The following is a 19,268-nucleotide window of genomic DNA, read 5'->3' as shown; positions in this document are numbered from 1 at the left end:
GGGCTGAAAAACGAACTTTAAAGAACAATAGACTTTTCAGTTGAAGGTAGTATAACAACTACAAGATTTAAGTTTTCAAACAAATGAAGGTTTATCCCCTAGATGATGAAAAATCTAGGGGATTTTTTATATAGAGATGATCTACCTTTCCGATTCAACCTAATTTAAACTTGGCTTTTCACCTAAATATTGTGCCACCTTTTGCACAATCTGCTTCCAATTTAATTCCGCCCTTGCGAATGCTTGGAGATGTTCACACGTATCCCCTAGTAAAGCTTCCTGTTTCGTTACTTGCTGCAATGTCTGCCCAACACTTTGCCAATCATGTGTCGGATGAATTGTTCCATAGCGTTGATTATGAGTAATATCCAAAGCCCCATCTACATCAGTCGAAACAATGTAACAACCATTCTTTGCAGCTTCAGCAAATACATGAGCATAGCATTCTACTAAAGAGGTAAGGCAAAAAATTTTAGCCTTTCTATACTCCTCCTCCAATTGCACCTTATCATAAATCGGTCCCAAAATAATAACCTGTGCCGCAAATGGGTTTCCATCAAGTACGTTCAGCAGCTCCTGTCTAAACGCCTCTGACATGGGACCTACTAACCGAAATTCCCAATCTGAAAGTTGTGCAGCTAAAAATGCTTTGACTGCTAAAAGAATTTGTTTTTCAGGAGCATCTAAACGGCCAACCGTTAGTATTCTATTTTCTTTCTCTTTATATGAAACCGGCTCTGTTTGAAATAGCTCATAAAAACCATTAGGAATACGTTTAATATCTAAATTTAAAAATTCATGAATAGCGTTTTGAATGGATTCACATTCAGAGGAAAGTACATCACAAAGCTGGAGTAACTCTGAAAAATAAGGATAGGTTTTTAATCGGTTTAACCAAAAACGATTAACATCTAGTTTCATATAAATTTTTCCGTTCGGATTAAATTTTTTATAGGTTTTTAATATCGACAAATACGATGGATACGGTCCTATTACAAATGCAATATCGATGTCCTTTGCATGCTCTATTAAATAGGTATTCATATTAGCAACATAGTCATCCTCAAACGGAATATGTTGAAAAGTAACAGCAGGAAAATTTTGTTTCAATAATGCCTCATTCATTTCCGTCGTCAAAATACTAACATCATAGCCTAAATATTCACCTAACAAAATCGGAACAAGGCACAAATCTTTGAAAATATGTGCGTCAGAAAGCTTATACGATTCCACGCTACATATGAAGGCTATCTTTTTTGACATATCATCCCCCCTTATCAACTATGCCTCGGCATAATTGTAGCTGTCGCTACAGATAAAAAAAGCGTCCAGAATCGCTTTATGCTTGCACAAAGCCGATTTCGTTACACCCGCCGGAGGCTTTACTTCTTTCAGCAGGTCAGGTTCATTCACTTTTATCTCACTCACCTTTAGAAGTAGAACAATACTGTAACTGACCCTTCTCTTTCTCTACAAAAAATAATTGCTGAAGGAAGTTAAAATGCAATGCTGTTATTAAATTATGATGTCTCATTTAATAACGTGAAAAGAATAGTATAAGCACCGTGAATACACTAGTAAAATCACCTTATTTTCAATGTGCTTTCTCTCTTTTAAATAACAACGAATCTAAATCAATTGCCTATAGAACAGCTCTTGCAACGCATATTGTAATAAAGAATCCTTTATGTCAATCAAAGCTAACAGCATTAAACCTTCTGCTTACGCCTATCGAACATTTTTTACTAACAATAAAAGAATCGAGGGTTATCCATGAAAATCAGCTTTTTATCACCTGCCTATAATAGTGAAGAGTGGATATTAACAATGTTGGAAAGTATCCCGAAAGAATACGCCTATGAAATTATCGTTTGCGATGATGGCTCCACCGACAATACTGTGGCCCTATTAAAGGACTATCAAAAAAACTGCCCTGCCTTGAAAATCATTAACCATCCAACTAATTTGGGTGCTAGTGTAGCCTATAATCGTTGTATCGCCGAAGCTACAGGTGATTATATAGCTATCATTGATAGTGATGATCACTATTTACCCGCTATTGGAAACGTCTTAGCCCAAGTAGATGGTCAGTTTGATATTTACTACTACAACATGTTAACAAAGGCTGGCTACACATTTATAAAAGATGAATCTAATCGATATACTTTACCTGGACAATTTAAAATTATTCGAAGAAGTTTTATAGGTGATGCAACCTTTACCATAAGAAAAGATATTGCCGGGGATTGGGATTTTAATTGTGCCTTAATGGATAAAAATCCGACCAGCAAATATACAAATGAATTGGCATATTGGTATAACTTCCCGAGAGAAAATTCTGAATATGATTTACATCGAAGAGGATTAAAATAAATTAGTACTCCAAACATGTAAGGGTGTGAAACAATAAAATGTTTAAAGATAAAGTTCTTCTCATAACCGGAGGCACAGGCTCTTTTGGTAATGCGGTATTAAGGAGATTTTTGAATACCGACATTAAAGAAATACGCATCTTTTCAAGAGATGAAAAAAAGCAAGATGATATGCGTAAACTCTATCAACATCCAAAAATCAAATTTTTTATCGGCGATGTACGTGACATCCAAAGCATTTACAATGCGATGTATGACGTCGATTTTATTTTTCATGCTGCAGCTCTAAAGCAAGTCCCCTCTTGTGAATTTTTCCCACTGGAAGCAGTTAAAACGAACATCATTGGCACCGACAATGTTTTAACAGCTGCTATTCAAACCGGTGTTAAAAAAATTATTTGCCTATCTACTGATAAGGCTGCTTATCCAGTAAATGCAATGGGCATATCAAAGGCTATGATGGAAAAAACGTTTATTGCTAAGTCAAGAATGGTCCACCCAGATCAAACATTGATTTGCGGTACACGGTATGGCAATGTCATGGCTTCACGCGGCTCTGTTATTCCTTTATTTATCGAACAAATTAAAGCTGGCAATCCTTTAACTATTACAGATCCAAAAATGACACGCTTTATGATGAGTCTTGATGAAGCGGTAGAACTAGTTTTATACGCCTTTTCACACGCAGATAACGGGGACATTATGGTACAAAAATCACCAGCTGCGTATATTGAGGATTTAGCACAGGCTTTACTAGAAATATTTCAGGCACAAAATAAGATACAAATAATCGGAACACGGCATGGTGAAAAGATTTACGAAGTGTTATTAACGAAGGAAGAAGCCGCAAAGGCACTCGATATGGGGAATTTTTATAGAATCCCTGCAGATAATCGAGATTTAAATTATGGGAAATATCTTGATGAGGGTTCTCCTAAAATTACGCTAACCGATGAATATAACTCTACTAATACGAAAATACTGTCCGTCGCTGAAATAAAAGAAAAATTATTAAAGCTCCCTCTTGTTCAAGAAGAATTACATAATTGGATGGGAGGAAAACCTTGAAATTTTTAGTTCTTGGAGCTACAGGAATGGCTGGCCACACGATTTCACTCTATTTATGCTCAAAAGGGCATGATGTAACTACCTATTCACGAACAGCCTTTTCATATGGAAATAATATTACGGGAGATATTTCTGATGCAAATTTTTTAAGGTCACTATTACTAGAAGACGACTACGATGTTGTAGTCAATTGTATCGGCGTTTTAAATGATGCCTGTGAAACGGACCGCGAGAAAAGTGTATATCTCAATAGTTATTTGCCTCATGCCATTGTATCTTTATTAAAAAGCAGGAAAACCAAGCTTATTCATTTGAGTACGGATTGTGTGTTCTCAGGAAAAACAGCTCCCTATCATGAAAAAAGCCTTCTCGACGGAGAAACTTTTTATGATCGTACGAAGGGCTTAGGAGAAATTAAAAGCACTCAACACCTAACGTTTCGCAACTCTATCATTGGTCCGGATTTGAAGGAAGATGGTATTGGTCTCTTCAATTGGTTTATGAAGCAGCATGATACTATTAATGGCTATACTAGTGCAATATGGACGGGAGTTACCACCCTAACATTAGCAAAAGCAATTGAACGTGCAGCAATTGAAGGGACAACAGGCCTCTATCACCTCGTCAACAATAGCAGTATTTCAAAGTTTGACCTTCTGCAATTATTCAATAAACATTTCAAGGAAAATAAAGTCATCATACGACCATATGAGCTCGTAAACATAAATAAAACCCTTGTCAACACTCGAAATGATTTTTCATTTACTGTACCTAGCTATGAAGAAATGGTTTTTGAGATGAAAAACTGGATATGGCAGCATAAAGAATTATATCCCCATTATTTTAAATGAGTTTGAAGGTTCTGTATGCTAAAGAGCAAGTTCGGAGACCGTGCAAAATGGCCACGAGTAAGTATATCATTCATGACACTAGAAAATATCGCGATTAGTTAATTTGATTTTGCAGCAAAAAAGACACCTACTACGGTGTCTTTTAGATATGCGACTAGTATTTGATTTTGAGAGTATCCCCATCGACATAAACTCCCTCGGAACGGGAAATCGGCAGCTTTTGCTCTGCTGAGAAGCCGATCGTTTCTCCATCCCTTAAAGTGACATTCTCTTCTACAATATACCCGGAAATCGTAATCAAAAAATCACGTAGTTCGGCTAGGGATGCTTGACTGTCTATGATTTCAATTTCATCCTTGCCAAAGGACGTAAGCCCATAAGTATATCCATCTACCCCAGTTTCCGTTCCGACGAGGCCGAAATAGACAAGATTCAGTAAAGGAAATATATCGTCATTTTTCATGATTTCAGCCATATCCTGGAAAAGTTCAGGTTGGAATACGGTGCCAGATGTATAGATCCCTATTGCGTTAGGAAGCTTTAAACAACTGGTCGCCAACTTAGTGTATAGCCTGCCACTGTCCAGCGGGGAGCCGGAGCGAGTAAATGCAGCCAGGATGATTTGAGCTACATGGGTTTGCGTAACCTCCACGGCTTCCTTCCACATATAATTGCCTTGGGCATAATACTCCGCCTCACCATCTGGTACGGGAGCTTCAACAAAACTAACCGCTAACATGCAGTCGTCCACTTCAAAGACCAAGGTTCCATCCTCTGTTTCTTCGGCGTTTTCCTCATCCTCTACTGACGAGCAGGTGATGTTCCAATCATTCAAAAGGTTGGCCTTTATCTGATCCATATCACATTCTGCAGAGTTAAGCAGAACGAACCCATTAAAAATACCCGATCCATTCTCTTGCGTGTCCGTCTCGTCCTCCATGGATTGGGTAGCTTCATATGCTGCAGCCCGCTGCATCCAGTATTCGCGGATTAATTCTACCATCTTTATAGCTTCTTGCTCTGCAGTCGCAGGGTCATAAGGTTGCATCTCGCTGAATATATGACCGCAATGCTCAGTGTCAGAAGGGTCCTCATAGCCTCCACATACGCCAAGGAGCCATTTGCCGAGTATTGTTTTTTTATACTTGAATATATAGTAGTGCATATCATATAAATCAAATTCTGCTGCAATTTCTATTTTCTTAGGTTCTTGCCCAAGTTCATGTTCATCTGCTAGCCAATCGATCATGGATTGCATAGCTGCTTGTTGTTGAGCTGTCATCAATTTCTCCCCTTTATGAATGCATGCTTCTACAATTATACTACCAACTTTTAGGGAGATGAATAATAAATCAAGAATTATCCCAAAAATTAGTAGTTTACTTCTATTTTTACTTCTATTCCCACTGGGGCTTTTGGCCAACAAATGTCTTTTGGGGCGAAAGCGAAGCGGCAGCAGCATGGTTTGTTTGTGCGAAAGCGTAGTGCCAACGAAGCGGCAGCAACATGGTTTGTCTGTGCGAAAGCGAAGCGGCAGCAATAACAACAACAACAGCACGGTGTTAAGTTGTTAGCCTTGTTTCTTCTATTTCAGCGAGTGTTTAGACACCTGCTGAAATGGAGCTTAAATTCGCATTGGATCTACAGCCCTTGACATCGAAGTAAAGCCCTAGTTTAAAGAAGATTAAAGGAAGTTTTTCATCAAGTATTAAGTGCTGAGTGAGTAGCACTATAATCCCGACTTTTTTGTCAAAAAAAAATCCTCCATTCAATTGAATTGGAAAATAATTTCGACGTAATGCTTCAGGGTATTAAAAAGGGATTCTACGTCAATGACCGCATCCCTAATTTTCGAAAACCATATTTTAATGTTTTGCATTTGTAGTTAAAGCTACGAAATTTTGAAGATGTTCAGAACTAATGCTATATGAAACAACCTTCTCCTTGTGCTTCTTAACTACATCAACGTGATTGTCGTAACTAAAAACAAAGAAATTAACATCTTTTTTGCCTCTTTTTACGTTCATAATAAATGGAGTGACATTAGACTCTGGTTGTAAAAATAATTTTTCATTACCTGGAAATATATAATGTTTTTTCAAAAAAGAAGCTTTATTAAAATAGTCTGTAAATTTATTTTTTTCTTCCTCTTCTAAATTCTTTCCATTAAATGTTACCGTCACATCTTTTGAATCAAGTTTTTTATGAAGTTCAAATTTACTGACCCCCCATCCCACAGCTATACTAGGAGGGCTCATTAACAATTTAAGAATAGATCCAATCACTAGTGTAATAATCAAACCTGATGTCATAGTATACCAACTCTTTCAAAAAAATTAATAGCAATTACTATATTATTTGTTTCATGTAAAATAATAGGCTATATCGATGTTTTATCATCCACCTCTTCATGATAAGGGATTTATATTTTTTATAACCATCCACTTCGATGCTTTTTTGACCATCCATTTAACTATATACTATTAAGTGCTTCTGCAAACCTTTTGATTCCTTCATCTATTGAATCTTCATCTTCCTTCGCGAAAGTAAAACGAACAAAACCATCTTTGGATCCCATTGTAGAACCAGGAACATAAATGACGCCTCTTTTAATAGATTCTTCAAGCAATTGGGTTTCATTATAATTTTTAAGTATTTTGCACCATATATGAATACCACCTTGAGGAATAGAATATTCCACTAGATCTTTTAAATAAGTATCAAGGCTTTTTATAATTCTATCCCTTCTTTTTTCTAACTCCTTAATCAACTTTTTTATATGAATATGAAAATTGTCTGATTCTAAAAAATCATTCGCTACCCATTGTGTATAGCTAGAATGACCGAAGTCGATTTGTTGTTTCGCATCGGATAATCTTTCAATGACCGATGTTGGGCCAATAATCCACCCTATTCTTAATCCAGAGGCAACAATTTTAGACAAAGAACTAATATATAATACATTGCCATTCCTATCCATTGATTTAAGGGTAGCGATTTTATCTCCTGAAAAAGCTGTTAAACTATAGGGATCATCTTCTACTACTGGAATTCCAAGCTTTGAGGATATGTCTAAAATCGCTTCTTTTTTCTTTTTATTCAATAAAGAGCCCGTTGGATTTTGAAAATATGGATTTAAAAAAATCATTTTTATTCGATGTTTTTTATATAATGACTGCAAATCTTCTGGGTTTATTCCGTTATTATCGACAGGTAGATAATGTATTTGTATACCTACTGATCTAAAAATTGGCAAATTATAATTGTACGAAGGATCTTCTATTGCTATTGCATCTCCAGGCTTTAACAAACATTGTACAATTAAATGTAATGCTTGTTGCGCTCCTGATGTTATCAGTATTGAAGAAGGATCCGTTTCGATTCCCCGACTTTCTTTTACGTGTTTTGCAATGGTAGTTCTTAGAATTTCATTGCCCTGTGGATGATCATATCCAAGGCTTCCAATAAAAGAACGTGTTGACGTTATTTCGTTTAAAAATTTTTTGGGGAAAAGTTCTTCTGACAATTCACCGGAAGCTAAATTTATTAATTGATGTTCAACTGCTTCTTTTCTTATTTTTTGCGTGACAGGTTGACTAGGTAAAAAAGAACCCGCCTCAATATATCTATTCCAGCTAGGAATCCGCTTTTTTGTTATACCCCATATATCTTTACTAATGGTAGTACCGCTTCCTCTAGTCCTTTCAATTAGCCCCATCGATTCTAATTCGTCATAAGCATGAACGACAGTACTTCTATTTAAATTTAGAGCGCTCGCTAAATATCTCTCTGATGGCAATGGTTTATCAGGTGGAAATGTACCATCTGCAATGCCCTTTTCAATATATTGTGCGAGTTGTTTATAGATCGCTTTTTTCGCTTTTCTATCAGGTTTCCAATCCAACTATATACACCTCATTAGTTCAAACTTGCACTTTCTTCTTTTAGCAATATAATTCCTAATAAAAAAGTATATATTAATATTATTTCAATTGTAATGAACCATCCACTTCATTGTTATTTTAGTCATCCACTTAACAAATCAAAGCTGGTGAAATTTTACTCTTCGTAAAATCTCACCAGCTTTTTAGATTTCTGAAATTGATATTGTCCTAACCTCATCACGCTATAAATGTTTTCAATTATACCTTAAAGTATGCTCAAGCTTGTTTCCTTAATATCAGTGATTAGCATATGACCCGGTGCATGGGTAATGATAATAGAAGGTTTACTTTCCATTGCTACTGCCTGAGGGGTTACGCCACAAGCCCAAAATACTGGTATTTCCCCTGGCTTAATGGACACAGCATCACCGAAATCTGGTTTTGAAATATCCGTAATACCTATTTGTTCTGGACTACCAATATGAATTGGTGCACCGTGTACATTTGGAAAACGCGAAGTAATTTGGATTGCACGAATCGCATCTTCAGGTGTCATAGGACGCATACTGACAACAGTTGGTCCTTCAAATACACCTGCTTTTTCACACGCGATATTTGTTTTATACATTGGCACATTACAATTTTCTTGAATATGTCTTATTGGAATACCTGCTTCAAGAAGAGGTGTTTCAAATGTAAAGCTACACCCGATTAAAAAACCTACCATATCCTCTTCCCAATAATCTGTAATATCTAAAACTTCTTCCGTTAAAATACCATCCCGATAAATACGATATTTCGGAATGTCCTTGCGAATATCTGCATTTTTAGCAATTTTTGAAGGTATAAATGATCCAGGTTCTGTCACATCTAATAATGGGCATGGCTTTGGATTCCGCTGACAAAATAATAGAAAGTCAAACGCATGCTCCTTCTTCAAAATCACTAAATTTGCTTGTGTAAACCCAATCGACATGCCTGAAGTTGGTCCAAAAATTTCTTGATTGCGAATAAGTTTACGGATTTCATTTGGCTCTAAAGCACTATATGTTATCATCATCCATTCACTCCTTATAAAATAACCATCCATGAAAAAGATGCTCATGGATGGATAGTTGTTAGATTAACTAAAAATTTTAGGAATTTCTTCAATTAATGTATTAATGCTGAGATATCCCATAAGCACAACTACTATTGCTCCAGTGACAGTTAACCAACGTGGATGCTTATATGTACCAACAATTTCTTTTTTGTGTGCAGCAACTAATATAATGCCAAGTGCTAATGGTAAAACTAATGCATTTAATGCACCTACCAAAATTAACACATTAACAGGCTTTCCAACCAAAGTAAAAGTTGTTGTTGAAATGACGATAAATGCGATAATCACCCAATTATGATATTTCTCAATGCTAGGGTGGAATGAACGAATAAATGAAACGGATGTATAAGCTGCACCTACAACAGAAGTAATCGCTGCAGCCCACATAATCATCCCAAACATACGATAACCAATATTACCAGCAGCTAGTTCGAAAACAGATGCAGGCGGATTCGCAGGATCAATCACTAAACCTTTTGAAACAACACCAAGAACCGCTAAAAATAAAGCAACACGCATGACGCCAGTAATCAAAATCCCTGTCACAGAGCTTTTTGTTACTTCTGGCAATGATTCTTGTCCTTTGATGCCAGCGTCCAAAAGTCGATGACCACCAGCAAAAGTAATATAACCTCCTACTGATCCACCGACCAAAGTTACAATCGCAAACCAGCTGATTTCTTTAGGCCAAACGGTGTTCACAACCGCTTCTCCTACAGGTGGTGACGTTTTAAAAGCAACGAATAGCATGAGTAGAATCATGACACCACCAGCAATTTGCGCAACCTTGTCCATTGCCTTTCCTGCTTCTTTATAGATAAATATAAAAATAGCAAAAAATGCACTTACAATGGCACCCATAATTGGATCCACCCCAAGCATTGCATTTAACCCTAATCCAGCTCCAGCAACGTTCCCAATATTGAAGGCTAAACCACCTATAACAATCATAATTGCAAGGAGCACACCTAATCCAGGTAACACCTTATTGGCAATTTCTTGCCCTCGCAAGCCCGAAACAGCAATGATTCGCCAAACGTTTACCTGTGCAACAATGTCTAAAATTAATGAAATTAAAATGACAAATCCAAAGCTAGCCGCTAATTGCTGTGTAAATACTGTCGTTTGTGTTAAAAAACCTGGTCCGATTGATGAGGTAGCCATTAAAAAGGCAGCTCCTATTAACACACTTTTACTTGCTGTTTTCTTAACAAATTTACCTTTTTTCTCTTGTTCGATTACTACTTCACTAACTTCCGTTATTTTTGCTCCCATTAGACTCCCCCTCCTTGATTGCACGTACTGATATTTGATGTTCTGATAATCTTGAATGAATATATTTTGCAAACTCTACAGCATGTTCCCCGTCCCCATGAATACAAATTGTATTTGCCTTTAATGGTATTTCGATTTGCTGTTGTGACAGCACAATTCCCTCTTTCACCATTCTCACAACCTGATTCACAGCTTGGTCCTTATCGGTAATCAATGCATCAGATTGCTTACGAGATGTTAAAGAACCATCCTTTTGATAGGTACGATCTGCAAACACTTCATGGGCTGTTTGAAGCCCTACTTTTTCTCCAGCTTTTGTTAATTCACTACCTGAGAGACCGAATAACACAAGTGAAGGTGAAATATCATAAATCGCTTGTGCGATTGCCTCAGCTATCGCCGGATTTTTAGCAGCCATATTATAAAGTGCTCCATGCGGCTTTACATGCTGCATCGTTGCATTGTAAGTCGTTAGAAAACCTTGCAATGCTCCCACTTGATAAACAACCATATCATAGGCTTCTTGTGGTGTGATGTTCATCTCACGTCGTCCAAAGCCATTTAAATCCGGTAAGCCTGGATGTGCCCCGATCTTCACACCATTAGCAATGGCTAGCTTAACTGTCTCTCGCATAACAGTTGGATCTCCAGCATGGAATCCACAAGCAATATTAGCCGAGGTTACATATTTTAAGATTTCTTCTTGCTCCCCAAGTCGATAACGACCAAAACTTTCCCCTAAATCACAGTTTAAATCAACTCGAAACATCTTCTTCCCCCATTTTCTTCCCACTAAAATAGTTACACTGAATACGTTTACATTTTTTGTACCGATATTCGGAACTTAAGTTTTGAAATTTAAAAAAATCTTAACATATTTTATTATTACTGAAAAGTGCAAATTTCAAATTTTGAGAAAGAATATTTTTTTTAAAATTTTCATTTAAATTAAACTTGTTTTCGTTTATTGTTTAAATATACTATTAATAATCCGTTATTTAAAACTTACATACCGAATTACGAAACTTCAGGAGATGATTTTTATGCTGAATTTAAAAGAGAATGTACAAATAAGACCTTTGAGTGATTCTGCACTAGTCATTCATGTAGGTGAAGGAATCAGTGAAGCGATTCACAATAAAGTTAAAACTATATTGAATTTATTAGAGAGAAATCCATTTGAAGGATTCATCGAGGTTGTGCCTGCCTATAATAATGTGACGGTTTATTACAATCCGGTTGAAGTATACTTTTCCACTATAGGAAAAGAAGGCGAAATGCCCTACGAAAAGGTGAAAGCAACAATTCTTTCTTTAATGAATCAATCTCACATAAATGAAACAACAAAGGAACGTGTCGTAAAAATCCCTGTAGTATATGGTGGTGAAATGGGTCCAGATTTAGACTTTGTAGCCTCTTATCATGGTTTAACACCTAATGAAGTTATTAAAATTCACTCTTCTGTAGAATATCTTGTTTACATGATAGGCTTTGCTCCAGGTTTTCCGTTTATGGGAGGAATGGACAAACAAATTGCAACACCTCGTAAAGAAACTCCAAGGTTATCGATTACTCCGGGATCTGTTGGAATTGCAGGAAATCAAACAGGTATTTACCCATTAGAAACTCCAGGAGGATGGCAAATCATCGGACGAACACCCGCTCGTTTGTTTCTACCTGAACAGTCTCCTCCAACCTTATTACAACCGGGTGATCGAATTCAGTTTGTCCCAATTTCGTTGGAAGAATATAAAAACGGTGGGGAGATGAAAACATGGGCATAAAAGTATTACAGCCAGGTATACTAGCAACCATTCAAGACCTAGGAAGATATGGGCTACAAAAGTTTGGTGTTATCGTCGGAGGAGCAATGGATTCAATTTCCTTACGAATTGCGAATTTACTTGTTGGAAATGCAGAAGGAGAAGGCGCTCTTGAGGTGACACTATATGGAACAACCCTTTTATTTGAAACGGATGAACTGATCGCTATTACAGGTGGCAATTTACAACCGACGATAGACGGCAAAGAAGCACCAATGTGGCGACCACTTTTCATTCAAAAAGGCTCTGTTTTAAAATTTAATGCTGCGATTAGTGGTTGCCGAGCCTACGTATCGTTTAGTGGCGGAATGCAAGTGCCCAAAGTGATGCGCAGTAAAAGCACCTACATACGTGCTGGGATTGGAGGATTTCACGGAAGAAAATTGCTGAAGAATGATGTCATTGAATTAGAAAGACGATCAGAATTAGGAGAAGATCTTTTTAACCAATTAAAAAAAGAACCAACGTTCCTTTCTTGGTCAGCTGATTACACACCATTTGTTACATTTAAAAAAACGCAAACAATCCGCTTCATAAGGGGCTCTGAATATGAACATTTCGATGAGGAAAGTTTAAAAAAATTCCTTTCAACGCCTTACACCATCACAACCCACGCAGATCGAATGGGCTACCGATTACAAGGAGAGGCTATTCAATTAAAAGAGCCATTTGAATTATTATCCGAGGGGGTTACATTTGGAACGATTCAAGTGCCCTCTAGTGGGCAACCTATTATTTTAATGGCAGATCGTCAAACTACTGGTGGATATGCTAAAATAGCTCAAGTGATTTCTGCCGATTTACCATCATTAGCACAAATGCAAGCAAATAGTCGAATCTACTTTAAAGAGGTCTCTCTTGAAGAAGCTCAATTAGCATTAATACATCAAGAAAGAAAACGAAATGAATTAGCATTTGGGCTCCATTTAAAAAGGTTATAGCCTATTTAGATAAAAATATTCCCTAAAAATTAGGCTTTTCACCAAACCGTGTGGTTGATTTCCGTTCCGACTGGGCGCTTTCCTGGGGGCGTCCGATGAGCCGCTTCACTCGCGTTGCTCGCTCCAGGGTCTCATCTGTGACGCTGATCCCCAAGGAGTCGCCCAGTCTCCACTACAATCAACTAAAATACAGTGCATATATTTTAAAAAATGTCATCCATAAATTATCAACTCCAACGCAAAATGGGTAATCTCAAATGACTTTTGAGACTACCCATTTTTTATTGCGGCTCATACCCCAATTGTTTAGAAATCTCTGCGGTAGCCTTCTTAAGTTTATCGACGAAGATTTCAACGTTTTCCCCTCGATAATTCGTTTCTAGTCCCGCAATACTCATTGCTGCAACGACTTCTCCTTTATGATCGTAAATCGGTGCTGCAACAGCAGATGTATGATTTTCTAATTCTGAATGGCTAATTGTATAACCAAGTTCTCTAGCCTGCACAATCGTTTCAAAAAGCCTTTCCTTTTCCGTAATCGTCCCCATTGCAAATGATTTAAGTTCTACCGATTCGAGATATTCCTTTATGTCTGCATCCGGTAAAAAGGATAATACAGCACGAGGACATGCTCCTGCATAAAGAGGACTTTTTCTACCAATTGCTGTGTAGAGTCGAACTTTTTGCTTCGTATCTATTTTCTCGATATAAACAGCATCGTCACCATCACGAACGATTAAATTAATCGCTTCTTTTACATCATTATGTAACTCATTCATAATTGGTTCTGCAATTTTTCGCACATCTAGGCGCATTGATACGAGATGTCCAAATTTAAGGAAGAGAATACCTAACCGATATTTTGCATCATTTCCCTTCTCTAAAAACTCCATTTCCTCAAAAGATTTCAACATGCGGAAAGCAGAGGTTTTAGGGATTCCTGATAACTCAATTACTTCTTGAAATGTCAGCTCAGTATGATCGATAAATAAATTTAAAATATCCATTGAACGGATAACCGTTTTATTATTATTTGTCAATTCACATTTTCTCTCCCTTCTATTTAAATAATTTTTCTTTTCTTAAATAATAATTATACCTAACATCTTACTGTTTTTATATACCCTGGCTCTTCATCAAAACATGTGGTTGATTTCCGTTCCGGCTGGGCTTTGTTGCTGCCGCTACGTTAGCACTACGCTTTCGCTGAACAGTGACGGCGTTTGACTTTAAAGGGCATCTCGTAGTGACAGCCAAGAGTCAATATATCGCCTCTCGCCTCATGACATCTGTCAGTAAAGCAGCGATTCCTCTTTTAAAGAAAGTAGAAAACCTATTTCCAGGGCATTTTACGACCACTATTTTGGATTCCGGGTATGATTTTGAACCCATTTACCCAATTACACGAGTATCAAATGCGTGCAGTAATTCCCTATAAATCCGAGCGACGGTAGGATGTGGCGAAATGACGGAAAGAAATCCAAACGACGGAAGAAAAAGTCAAAGCGACGGAAAGTAGAGCCTGAGCGACGGTAGGATGTGGCAAAATGACGGAAAGAAATCCAAACGACGGAAGAAAAAGTCAAAACGACGGAAAGAAATCCGAGCGACGGTAGGATGTGGCAAAACGACGGAAAGAAATCCAAACGTCGGAAGGATGAGGCAAAGCGACGGAATATCCGCAACGAAGGTGAAAGCTTGGTAGATTACGTTCTCTACCAACTTTCACCTTCTTTTCATTTCAAATAACATTATTTCTCGTTATTCTATTTAACTGCTAACGCTGAATTTGAATCTACTGTTAATTCTACTTGTAGATCCGTATATGGTAATCCATGTGCATCAGCTACCGCTTTATATACTATTTTTCCATTTACTACGTTTATCCCCTTCGCTAAAACAGGATTATCTAAAGCAGCTTGGCGATAGCCTTTATTAGCAATTTGCAAACCGTATGGAACAGTTACATTTGACAAGCCCATTGTTGAGGTACGCGCGCAAGCACCTGGCATATTCGCAACTGCGTAATGCACAACACCGTATACTTCATAAGTAGGATTACTATGAGTAGTAATTCGATCAATTGTTTCAATAGAACCTCCTTGATCTACCGCTACATCCACTACAACAGATCCCTTTTGCATCGTTTGAATCATTTCTTTTGAAACTAATTGTGGTGCACGTGAACCTGGAATTAGCACAGCACCAATTAACAAATCTGCTGTTTTCACTGCTTCAGCGATATTGTAGGTATTTGATGCAAGTGTACGAACACGTCCTTGGAACATATCATCTATTTGACCTAAGCGTGTAATATTAACGTCTAAAATTGTTACGTTTGCACCTAATCCTACTGCCATTTTCGCAGCATTCGTCCCGACAACTCCAGCACCTATAATTACTACATTTCCAGGTGCAACACCAGGAATACCACCTAAGAGAACTCCTTTGCCTCCTTTGGAATTTTCTAAAAACTGTGCACCAATTTGTACAGACATTCGGCCTGCAACTTCACTCATTGGCGTTAACAATGGTAAGGCACCTGAATCTAATTGAATTGTTTCATAAGCAATTCCAGTAACTTTACTTTCAAGCAAAGCTTTCGTTAATTCAGGCTCTGGCGCTAAATGTAGGTATGTGTAGAGAATTAGATTCTCTTTAAAATATTTGTACTCCTCCTGAATCGGCTCCTTCACTTTAATCACCATATCAACATCCCAAGCTTCCTTAGTCGATTTAGTAATTTGAGCACCTACATCTAAATAATCTTGGTCTGTAAATCCACTACCTAGCCCAGCACTCGATTCAATTATTACCTCATGACCACTTTTTTTGTACGCCACAACACCTGCTGGAGTAATTCCTACTCGATTTTCATTATTTTTTATTTCTTTAGGTACACCAATTATCATTATATTTCCTCCTACCTATTTTTTTAGTTTTGGTTTATCACTACAAGTTTCATTTCTGTCATTTCCTCAATTGCATACTTCAGCCCTTCTCTTCCCATACCACTTTCCTTTACGCCACCATATGGTAGATGATCTAAACGGAATGTAGGAATATCATTTATAATGACACCACCTACATGGAGTTTTTGCGTTGCCTGTAAAGCAACATGGATATTATCTGTATAAATACCAGCTTGCAAACCATATTTGGAGTCATTTACTTGATTAAATGCCTCTTGAATTGATGTAAATTTCATAATAGATACGATTGGTGCGAATACCTCCTGACAGGAAACCTTCTGCTCCGGTTTTACATTTAATAGTACGGTAGGTTGTAAGATATTCCCTTCAGATTCTCCACCAGTTGCAATAATTGCCCCTTGCCTCTTTGCTTCTTCAATCCAGCTTAATGTTCGTTTTACATCTTGTGGACTAATCAAGGCTGAAACATCCGTTGTAGGATCTAGGGGATCACCAAGTTTCAACTCTTTTGTAGCTGCTACAAATTTATCTACAAACAAATCATACATTTTTTCGTGAACATAGATTCGTTGAACTGAAATACATACCTGCCCTTGGAATGCAAATGCACCGGAAACAACACGTGGAATTAATTTATCAATATTAACATTTTCATCAATAATAACAGCCGCATTAGAACCCAATTCGAGCGTTACTTTCTTAAGACCTGCTTGATTGCGTATGCCAATACCTACAGCGGGGCTACCTGTAAAAGAAATCTTTTTCACGCGATTATCCGTGACTAATTTGTTACCAATTAAAGAACCTGCACCAGTAACGATATTTAACGCACCCTTCGGTAATCCTGCCTCTACTAATAATTCACCAATAAAATAGGAAGTTAATGGTGTTTGACTTGCAGGTTTTAATACAACCGTGTTACCTGATGCTATTGCTGGCCCTACTTTATGAGCTACTAGATTCATTGGGAAATTAAAAGGTGTAATAGCTGCCACGATGCCTAATGGTTCACGAACCGTATAGGCAATGCGCCCGTCTCCACCGGGGGCAGCATCCACAGGAATTGTTTCTCCATGTATTCGCTTTGCTTCTTCAGCAGCAAATTTATACGTTTGAATTGTACGCTGAACTTCAGCTTTGGCGGTTGAAATAGGCTTGGCTGCTTCTAGTGCTATTAGCTCTGCCGCTTCTTCAGCACGTGCTTCTAATAAAGAAGCTAATTTTTCAAGAATAATCGCACGCTTATACAAAGGCATATTCGCCATCGTTTCACGTGCTGCATCGGCAGCTACTAAAGCTGCTTCTACTTCCTCGACATTTGCCTTCGGTATTTCTGCAATGACCTCGCTACTATACGGAGAGCATAATTCTGTATACTCTGCTGCTTCCACCCAATCCCCATTAATAAATAAATTTTTCCTCATTATAATTACCTCACCTTTCGTATTACAACTTATTTGCCAATACCTGATTTTCTACTTCTTGAATCGCTTTTTCTAGAATAGCCAATAAATCTCTTAACTCCTTTTGGCTTATTGATAATGGTGGCGAAAATACAACTATATCTTGAGCATCTAGTACAACAGAGCGACATATTAATCCCAACTTTGCTGCCTCCGTCACTATTTGCGGAGCGAGGAGTCTTCCTTCATAAGAAATTTCTATACCTGCCATTAAACCTAAACCTCTTGCATCTACAATAAATGGATACTTCGCTTGTAATACTTTTAACCCTGCTAATAGCTCTTGACCACGAATTTCTGCATTTGCTACTAAATTATCTTTCTCTATAATTTCAATGTTTTTCAACCCAACTGCACAGGCCATTGGATGACCACTATAAGTGTATCCATGCAATATAGTTCCTTCTGATAACTCAGAAAATTCTTGGTGTATTTTCTCTGAGATCATTACACCACCTAATTGTGCATATCCACTAGTAACACCTTTTGCAAAGCACATCATATCCGGTACCACATTAAAATGTTCCATCGCAAAGAACTTACCCGTCCTACCAAATCCTGTGATAACTTCATCAGTTATCATCAAAATACCGTACTCATTGCAAATTTCACGAATTTCTTTGAAATAATTATCCGGTGCAACATGCACCCCCCCTGCACCTTGTACTGGTTCGGTGATGAAAGCAGCTATTGTTTCTGGACCTTCAGTTTCAATCAAATCACGTAAAGCCTGTATGGAGAAATGATCTACGAATAGAAAATCCGGTGCATTAGAATTTGTAAAATCACGAAATCCTTTTAAACCCGTCGCACTTGTAGCACCGATTGCCACCCCGTGATACGATCTCGATCTTGAGATAATTTTTTTTCGAGAACTTTCCCCTTTTAATATCCAATAATGACGAGCCAATTTATAGGCGCTATCATTGGATTCGGAACCACCGGACGTAAAAAATGTAGTATTTAAATCACCAGGTGCTAATTCTGCTAACTTTTTTGCTAATAGAATAGCAGGCTCATTACTAAACGTTGCAAAACAAGAACTGAAGGCTAATTTACCCATTTGTTTCTTCGCTACTTCACCAAGTTCTGTTCTTCCATGTCCGATATTCACATTCCAAAGCGAGGACATACCATCAATAACTTTTTTTCCTGTAATATCATACAGATAAACACCTTTTCCTTCTGTAAAAATAAATGCCGGTCCATTTTCCGTCTTTACTGGTGAAGTAGGGTGTAGAAAATGCTTTTGGTCTAACACTTTAAGTTCTTCAACAGAATAATTTCTTTTCATAAAAATACATCCTCTCTTTTAAATGTTTTTAAACAATACGCTTGCCAACTACTAAAATGTGATTTACTTACATCTCGGACATGAATTAATTTAATTTTCAAATAATTACAGATACAGGAATTGCTTCGTCGATCTAATTGTTAAGAGAGATTTGTTTTATCAAATAATTTTCCATACTCATAATTTCCCGATTAAAAGTTTTTTTAGTGTACAAATAATTCTCACTTGGAGTCTTCTGTCGAATAAAGATAAATAGTCATGC

The 19,268-nt window shown here is 37.4% G+C and carries 16 protein-coding genes; 5 read left to right on the top strand and 11 right to left on the bottom strand.

The genetic code is table 11. From position 1 onward, the window contains the following. Positions 1 to 159: 159 nt before the first annotated feature. Entirely contained in the window at positions 160 to 1,263 is a 1,104-nt protein-coding gene (locus PVA17_RS09965; protein WP_274067598.1) for a glycosyltransferase, read from the bottom strand. Between the two features lie 510 nt (positions 1,264 to 1,773). Here PVA17_RS09965 and PVA17_RS09960 point away from each other — a divergent pair. Genes PVA17_RS09960 through PVA17_RS09950 form a run of 3 tightly spaced genes read left to right on the top strand, consistent with a single transcriptional unit; the run spans position 1,774 to position 4,291 of the window. Beyond that, the gene (locus PVA17_RS09960) at positions 1,774 to 2,373 is read left to right on the top strand and encodes a glycosyltransferase family 2 protein (RefSeq protein WP_132360003.1); all 600 of its coding nucleotides are present in this window, start codon (positions 1,774 to 1,776) and stop codon (positions 2,371 to 2,373) included. Between the two features lie 38 nt (positions 2,374 to 2,411). Beyond that, complete coding sequence (locus PVA17_RS09955) at positions 2,412 to 3,440, top strand: polysaccharide biosynthesis protein (protein ID WP_132360005.1); 1,029 nt, start codon at positions 2,412 to 2,414, stop codon at positions 3,438 to 3,440. Continuing rightward, complete coding sequence (locus PVA17_RS09950) at positions 3,437 to 4,291, top strand: SDR family oxidoreductase (RefSeq protein WP_274067597.1); 855 nt, start codon at positions 3,437 to 3,439, stop codon at positions 4,289 to 4,291. Before PVA17_RS09955 ends, PVA17_RS09950 begins: the two co-directional genes overlap by 4 nt. A gap of 154 nt (positions 4,292 to 4,445) precedes the next feature. Here the strand turns inward: PVA17_RS09950 and PVA17_RS09945 are convergent, their stop codons facing one another. From PVA17_RS09945 to PVA17_RS09920, 6 genes are all read right to left on the bottom strand, one after another. Beyond that, a complete protein-coding gene (locus PVA17_RS09945) occupies positions 4,446 to 5,573 on the bottom strand; it encodes a DUF4261 domain-containing protein (protein ID WP_274067596.1) in 1,128 nt (375 codons plus the stop codon). Positions 5,574 to 6,156: 583 nt separating this feature from the next. After that, positions 6,157 to 6,603 (bottom strand): YfmQ family protein, encoded by a 447-nt coding sequence (locus PVA17_RS09940; protein WP_132360011.1) that lies wholly within the window; start codon positions 6,601 to 6,603, stop codon positions 6,157 to 6,159. A 161-nt stretch (positions 6,604 to 6,764) separates the two neighbouring features. After that, complete coding sequence (gene pdxR / locus PVA17_RS09935) at positions 6,765 to 8,195, bottom strand: MocR-like pyridoxine biosynthesis transcription factor PdxR (RefSeq protein ID WP_132360013.1); 1,431 nt, start codon at positions 8,193 to 8,195, stop codon at positions 6,765 to 6,767. A 245-nt stretch (positions 8,196 to 8,440) separates the two neighbouring features. Further along, positions 8,441 to 9,232, bottom strand: a complete 792-nt coding sequence (locus PVA17_RS09930; RefSeq protein ID WP_132360085.1) for a putative hydro-lyase — start codon at positions 9,230 to 9,232, stop codon at positions 8,441 to 8,443. A 66-nt stretch (positions 9,233 to 9,298) separates the two neighbouring features. Next, positions 9,299 to 10,516 (bottom strand): NRAMP family divalent metal transporter, encoded by a 1,218-nt coding sequence (locus tag PVA17_RS09925; protein WP_274067653.1) that lies wholly within the window; start codon positions 10,514 to 10,516, stop codon positions 9,299 to 9,301. 10 nt (positions 10,517 to 10,526) lie between these two features. Next, positions 10,527 to 11,321, bottom strand: coding sequence for a LamB/YcsF family protein (locus tag PVA17_RS09920; protein ID WP_132360017.1), 795 nt, complete (start codon positions 11,319 to 11,321; stop codon positions 10,527 to 10,529). Between the two features lie 274 nt (positions 11,322 to 11,595). On the opposite strand from PVA17_RS09920, the gene pxpB reads away from it, so the two are divergent. Both pxpB and PVA17_RS09910 read left to right on the top strand, forming a co-directional pair. After that, a complete protein-coding gene (pxpB, locus tag PVA17_RS09915; protein ID WP_132360019.1) occupies positions 11,596 to 12,336 on the top strand; it encodes a 5-oxoprolinase subunit PxpB in 741 nt (246 codons plus the stop codon). Further along, complete coding sequence (locus tag PVA17_RS09910) at positions 12,327 to 13,316, top strand: 5-oxoprolinase subunit C family protein (protein WP_274067595.1); 990 nt, start codon at positions 12,327 to 12,329, stop codon at positions 13,314 to 13,316. Before pxpB ends, PVA17_RS09910 begins: the two co-directional genes overlap by 10 nt. Before the next feature lie 281 nt (positions 13,317 to 13,597). Here PVA17_RS09910 and PVA17_RS09905 read toward each other — a convergent pair whose 3' ends face one another. The 4 genes from PVA17_RS09905 to PVA17_RS09890 all read right to left on the bottom strand — a co-directional run bounded on the left by PVA17_RS09905 (position 13,598) and on the right by PVA17_RS09890 (position 19,006). After that, complete coding sequence (locus PVA17_RS09905; RefSeq protein ID WP_274067594.1) at positions 13,598 to 14,356, bottom strand: IclR family transcriptional regulator; 759 nt, start codon at positions 14,354 to 14,356, stop codon at positions 13,598 to 13,600. Between the two features lie 726 nt (positions 14,357 to 15,082). Further along, positions 15,083 to 16,228: an alanine dehydrogenase gene (gene ald / locus PVA17_RS09900; RefSeq protein ID WP_274067593.1), complete on the bottom strand. Its 1,146-nt coding sequence runs from the start codon at positions 16,226 to 16,228 to the stop codon at positions 15,083 to 15,085. Between the two features lie 23 nt (positions 16,229 to 16,251). After that, complete coding sequence (locus PVA17_RS09895; RefSeq protein ID WP_274067592.1) at positions 16,252 to 17,673, bottom strand: aldehyde dehydrogenase family protein; 1,422 nt, start codon at positions 17,671 to 17,673, stop codon at positions 16,252 to 16,254. Between the two features lie 22 nt (positions 17,674 to 17,695). Further along, entirely contained in the window at positions 17,696 to 19,006 is a 1,311-nt protein-coding gene (locus PVA17_RS09890; RefSeq protein WP_274067591.1) for an aminotransferase family protein, read from the bottom strand. Positions 19,007 to 19,268 lie beyond the last annotated feature (262 nt).

It is taken from the genome of Lysinibacillus sp. CNPSo 3705 (assembly GCF_028674935.1).
GTDB lineage: Bacteria > Bacillota > Bacilli > Bacillales_A > Planococcaceae > Lysinibacillus.
The sequence above is the reverse complement of the archived record's forward strand: the minus strand, read 5'-3'. Positions and strand labels throughout refer to the sequence as shown.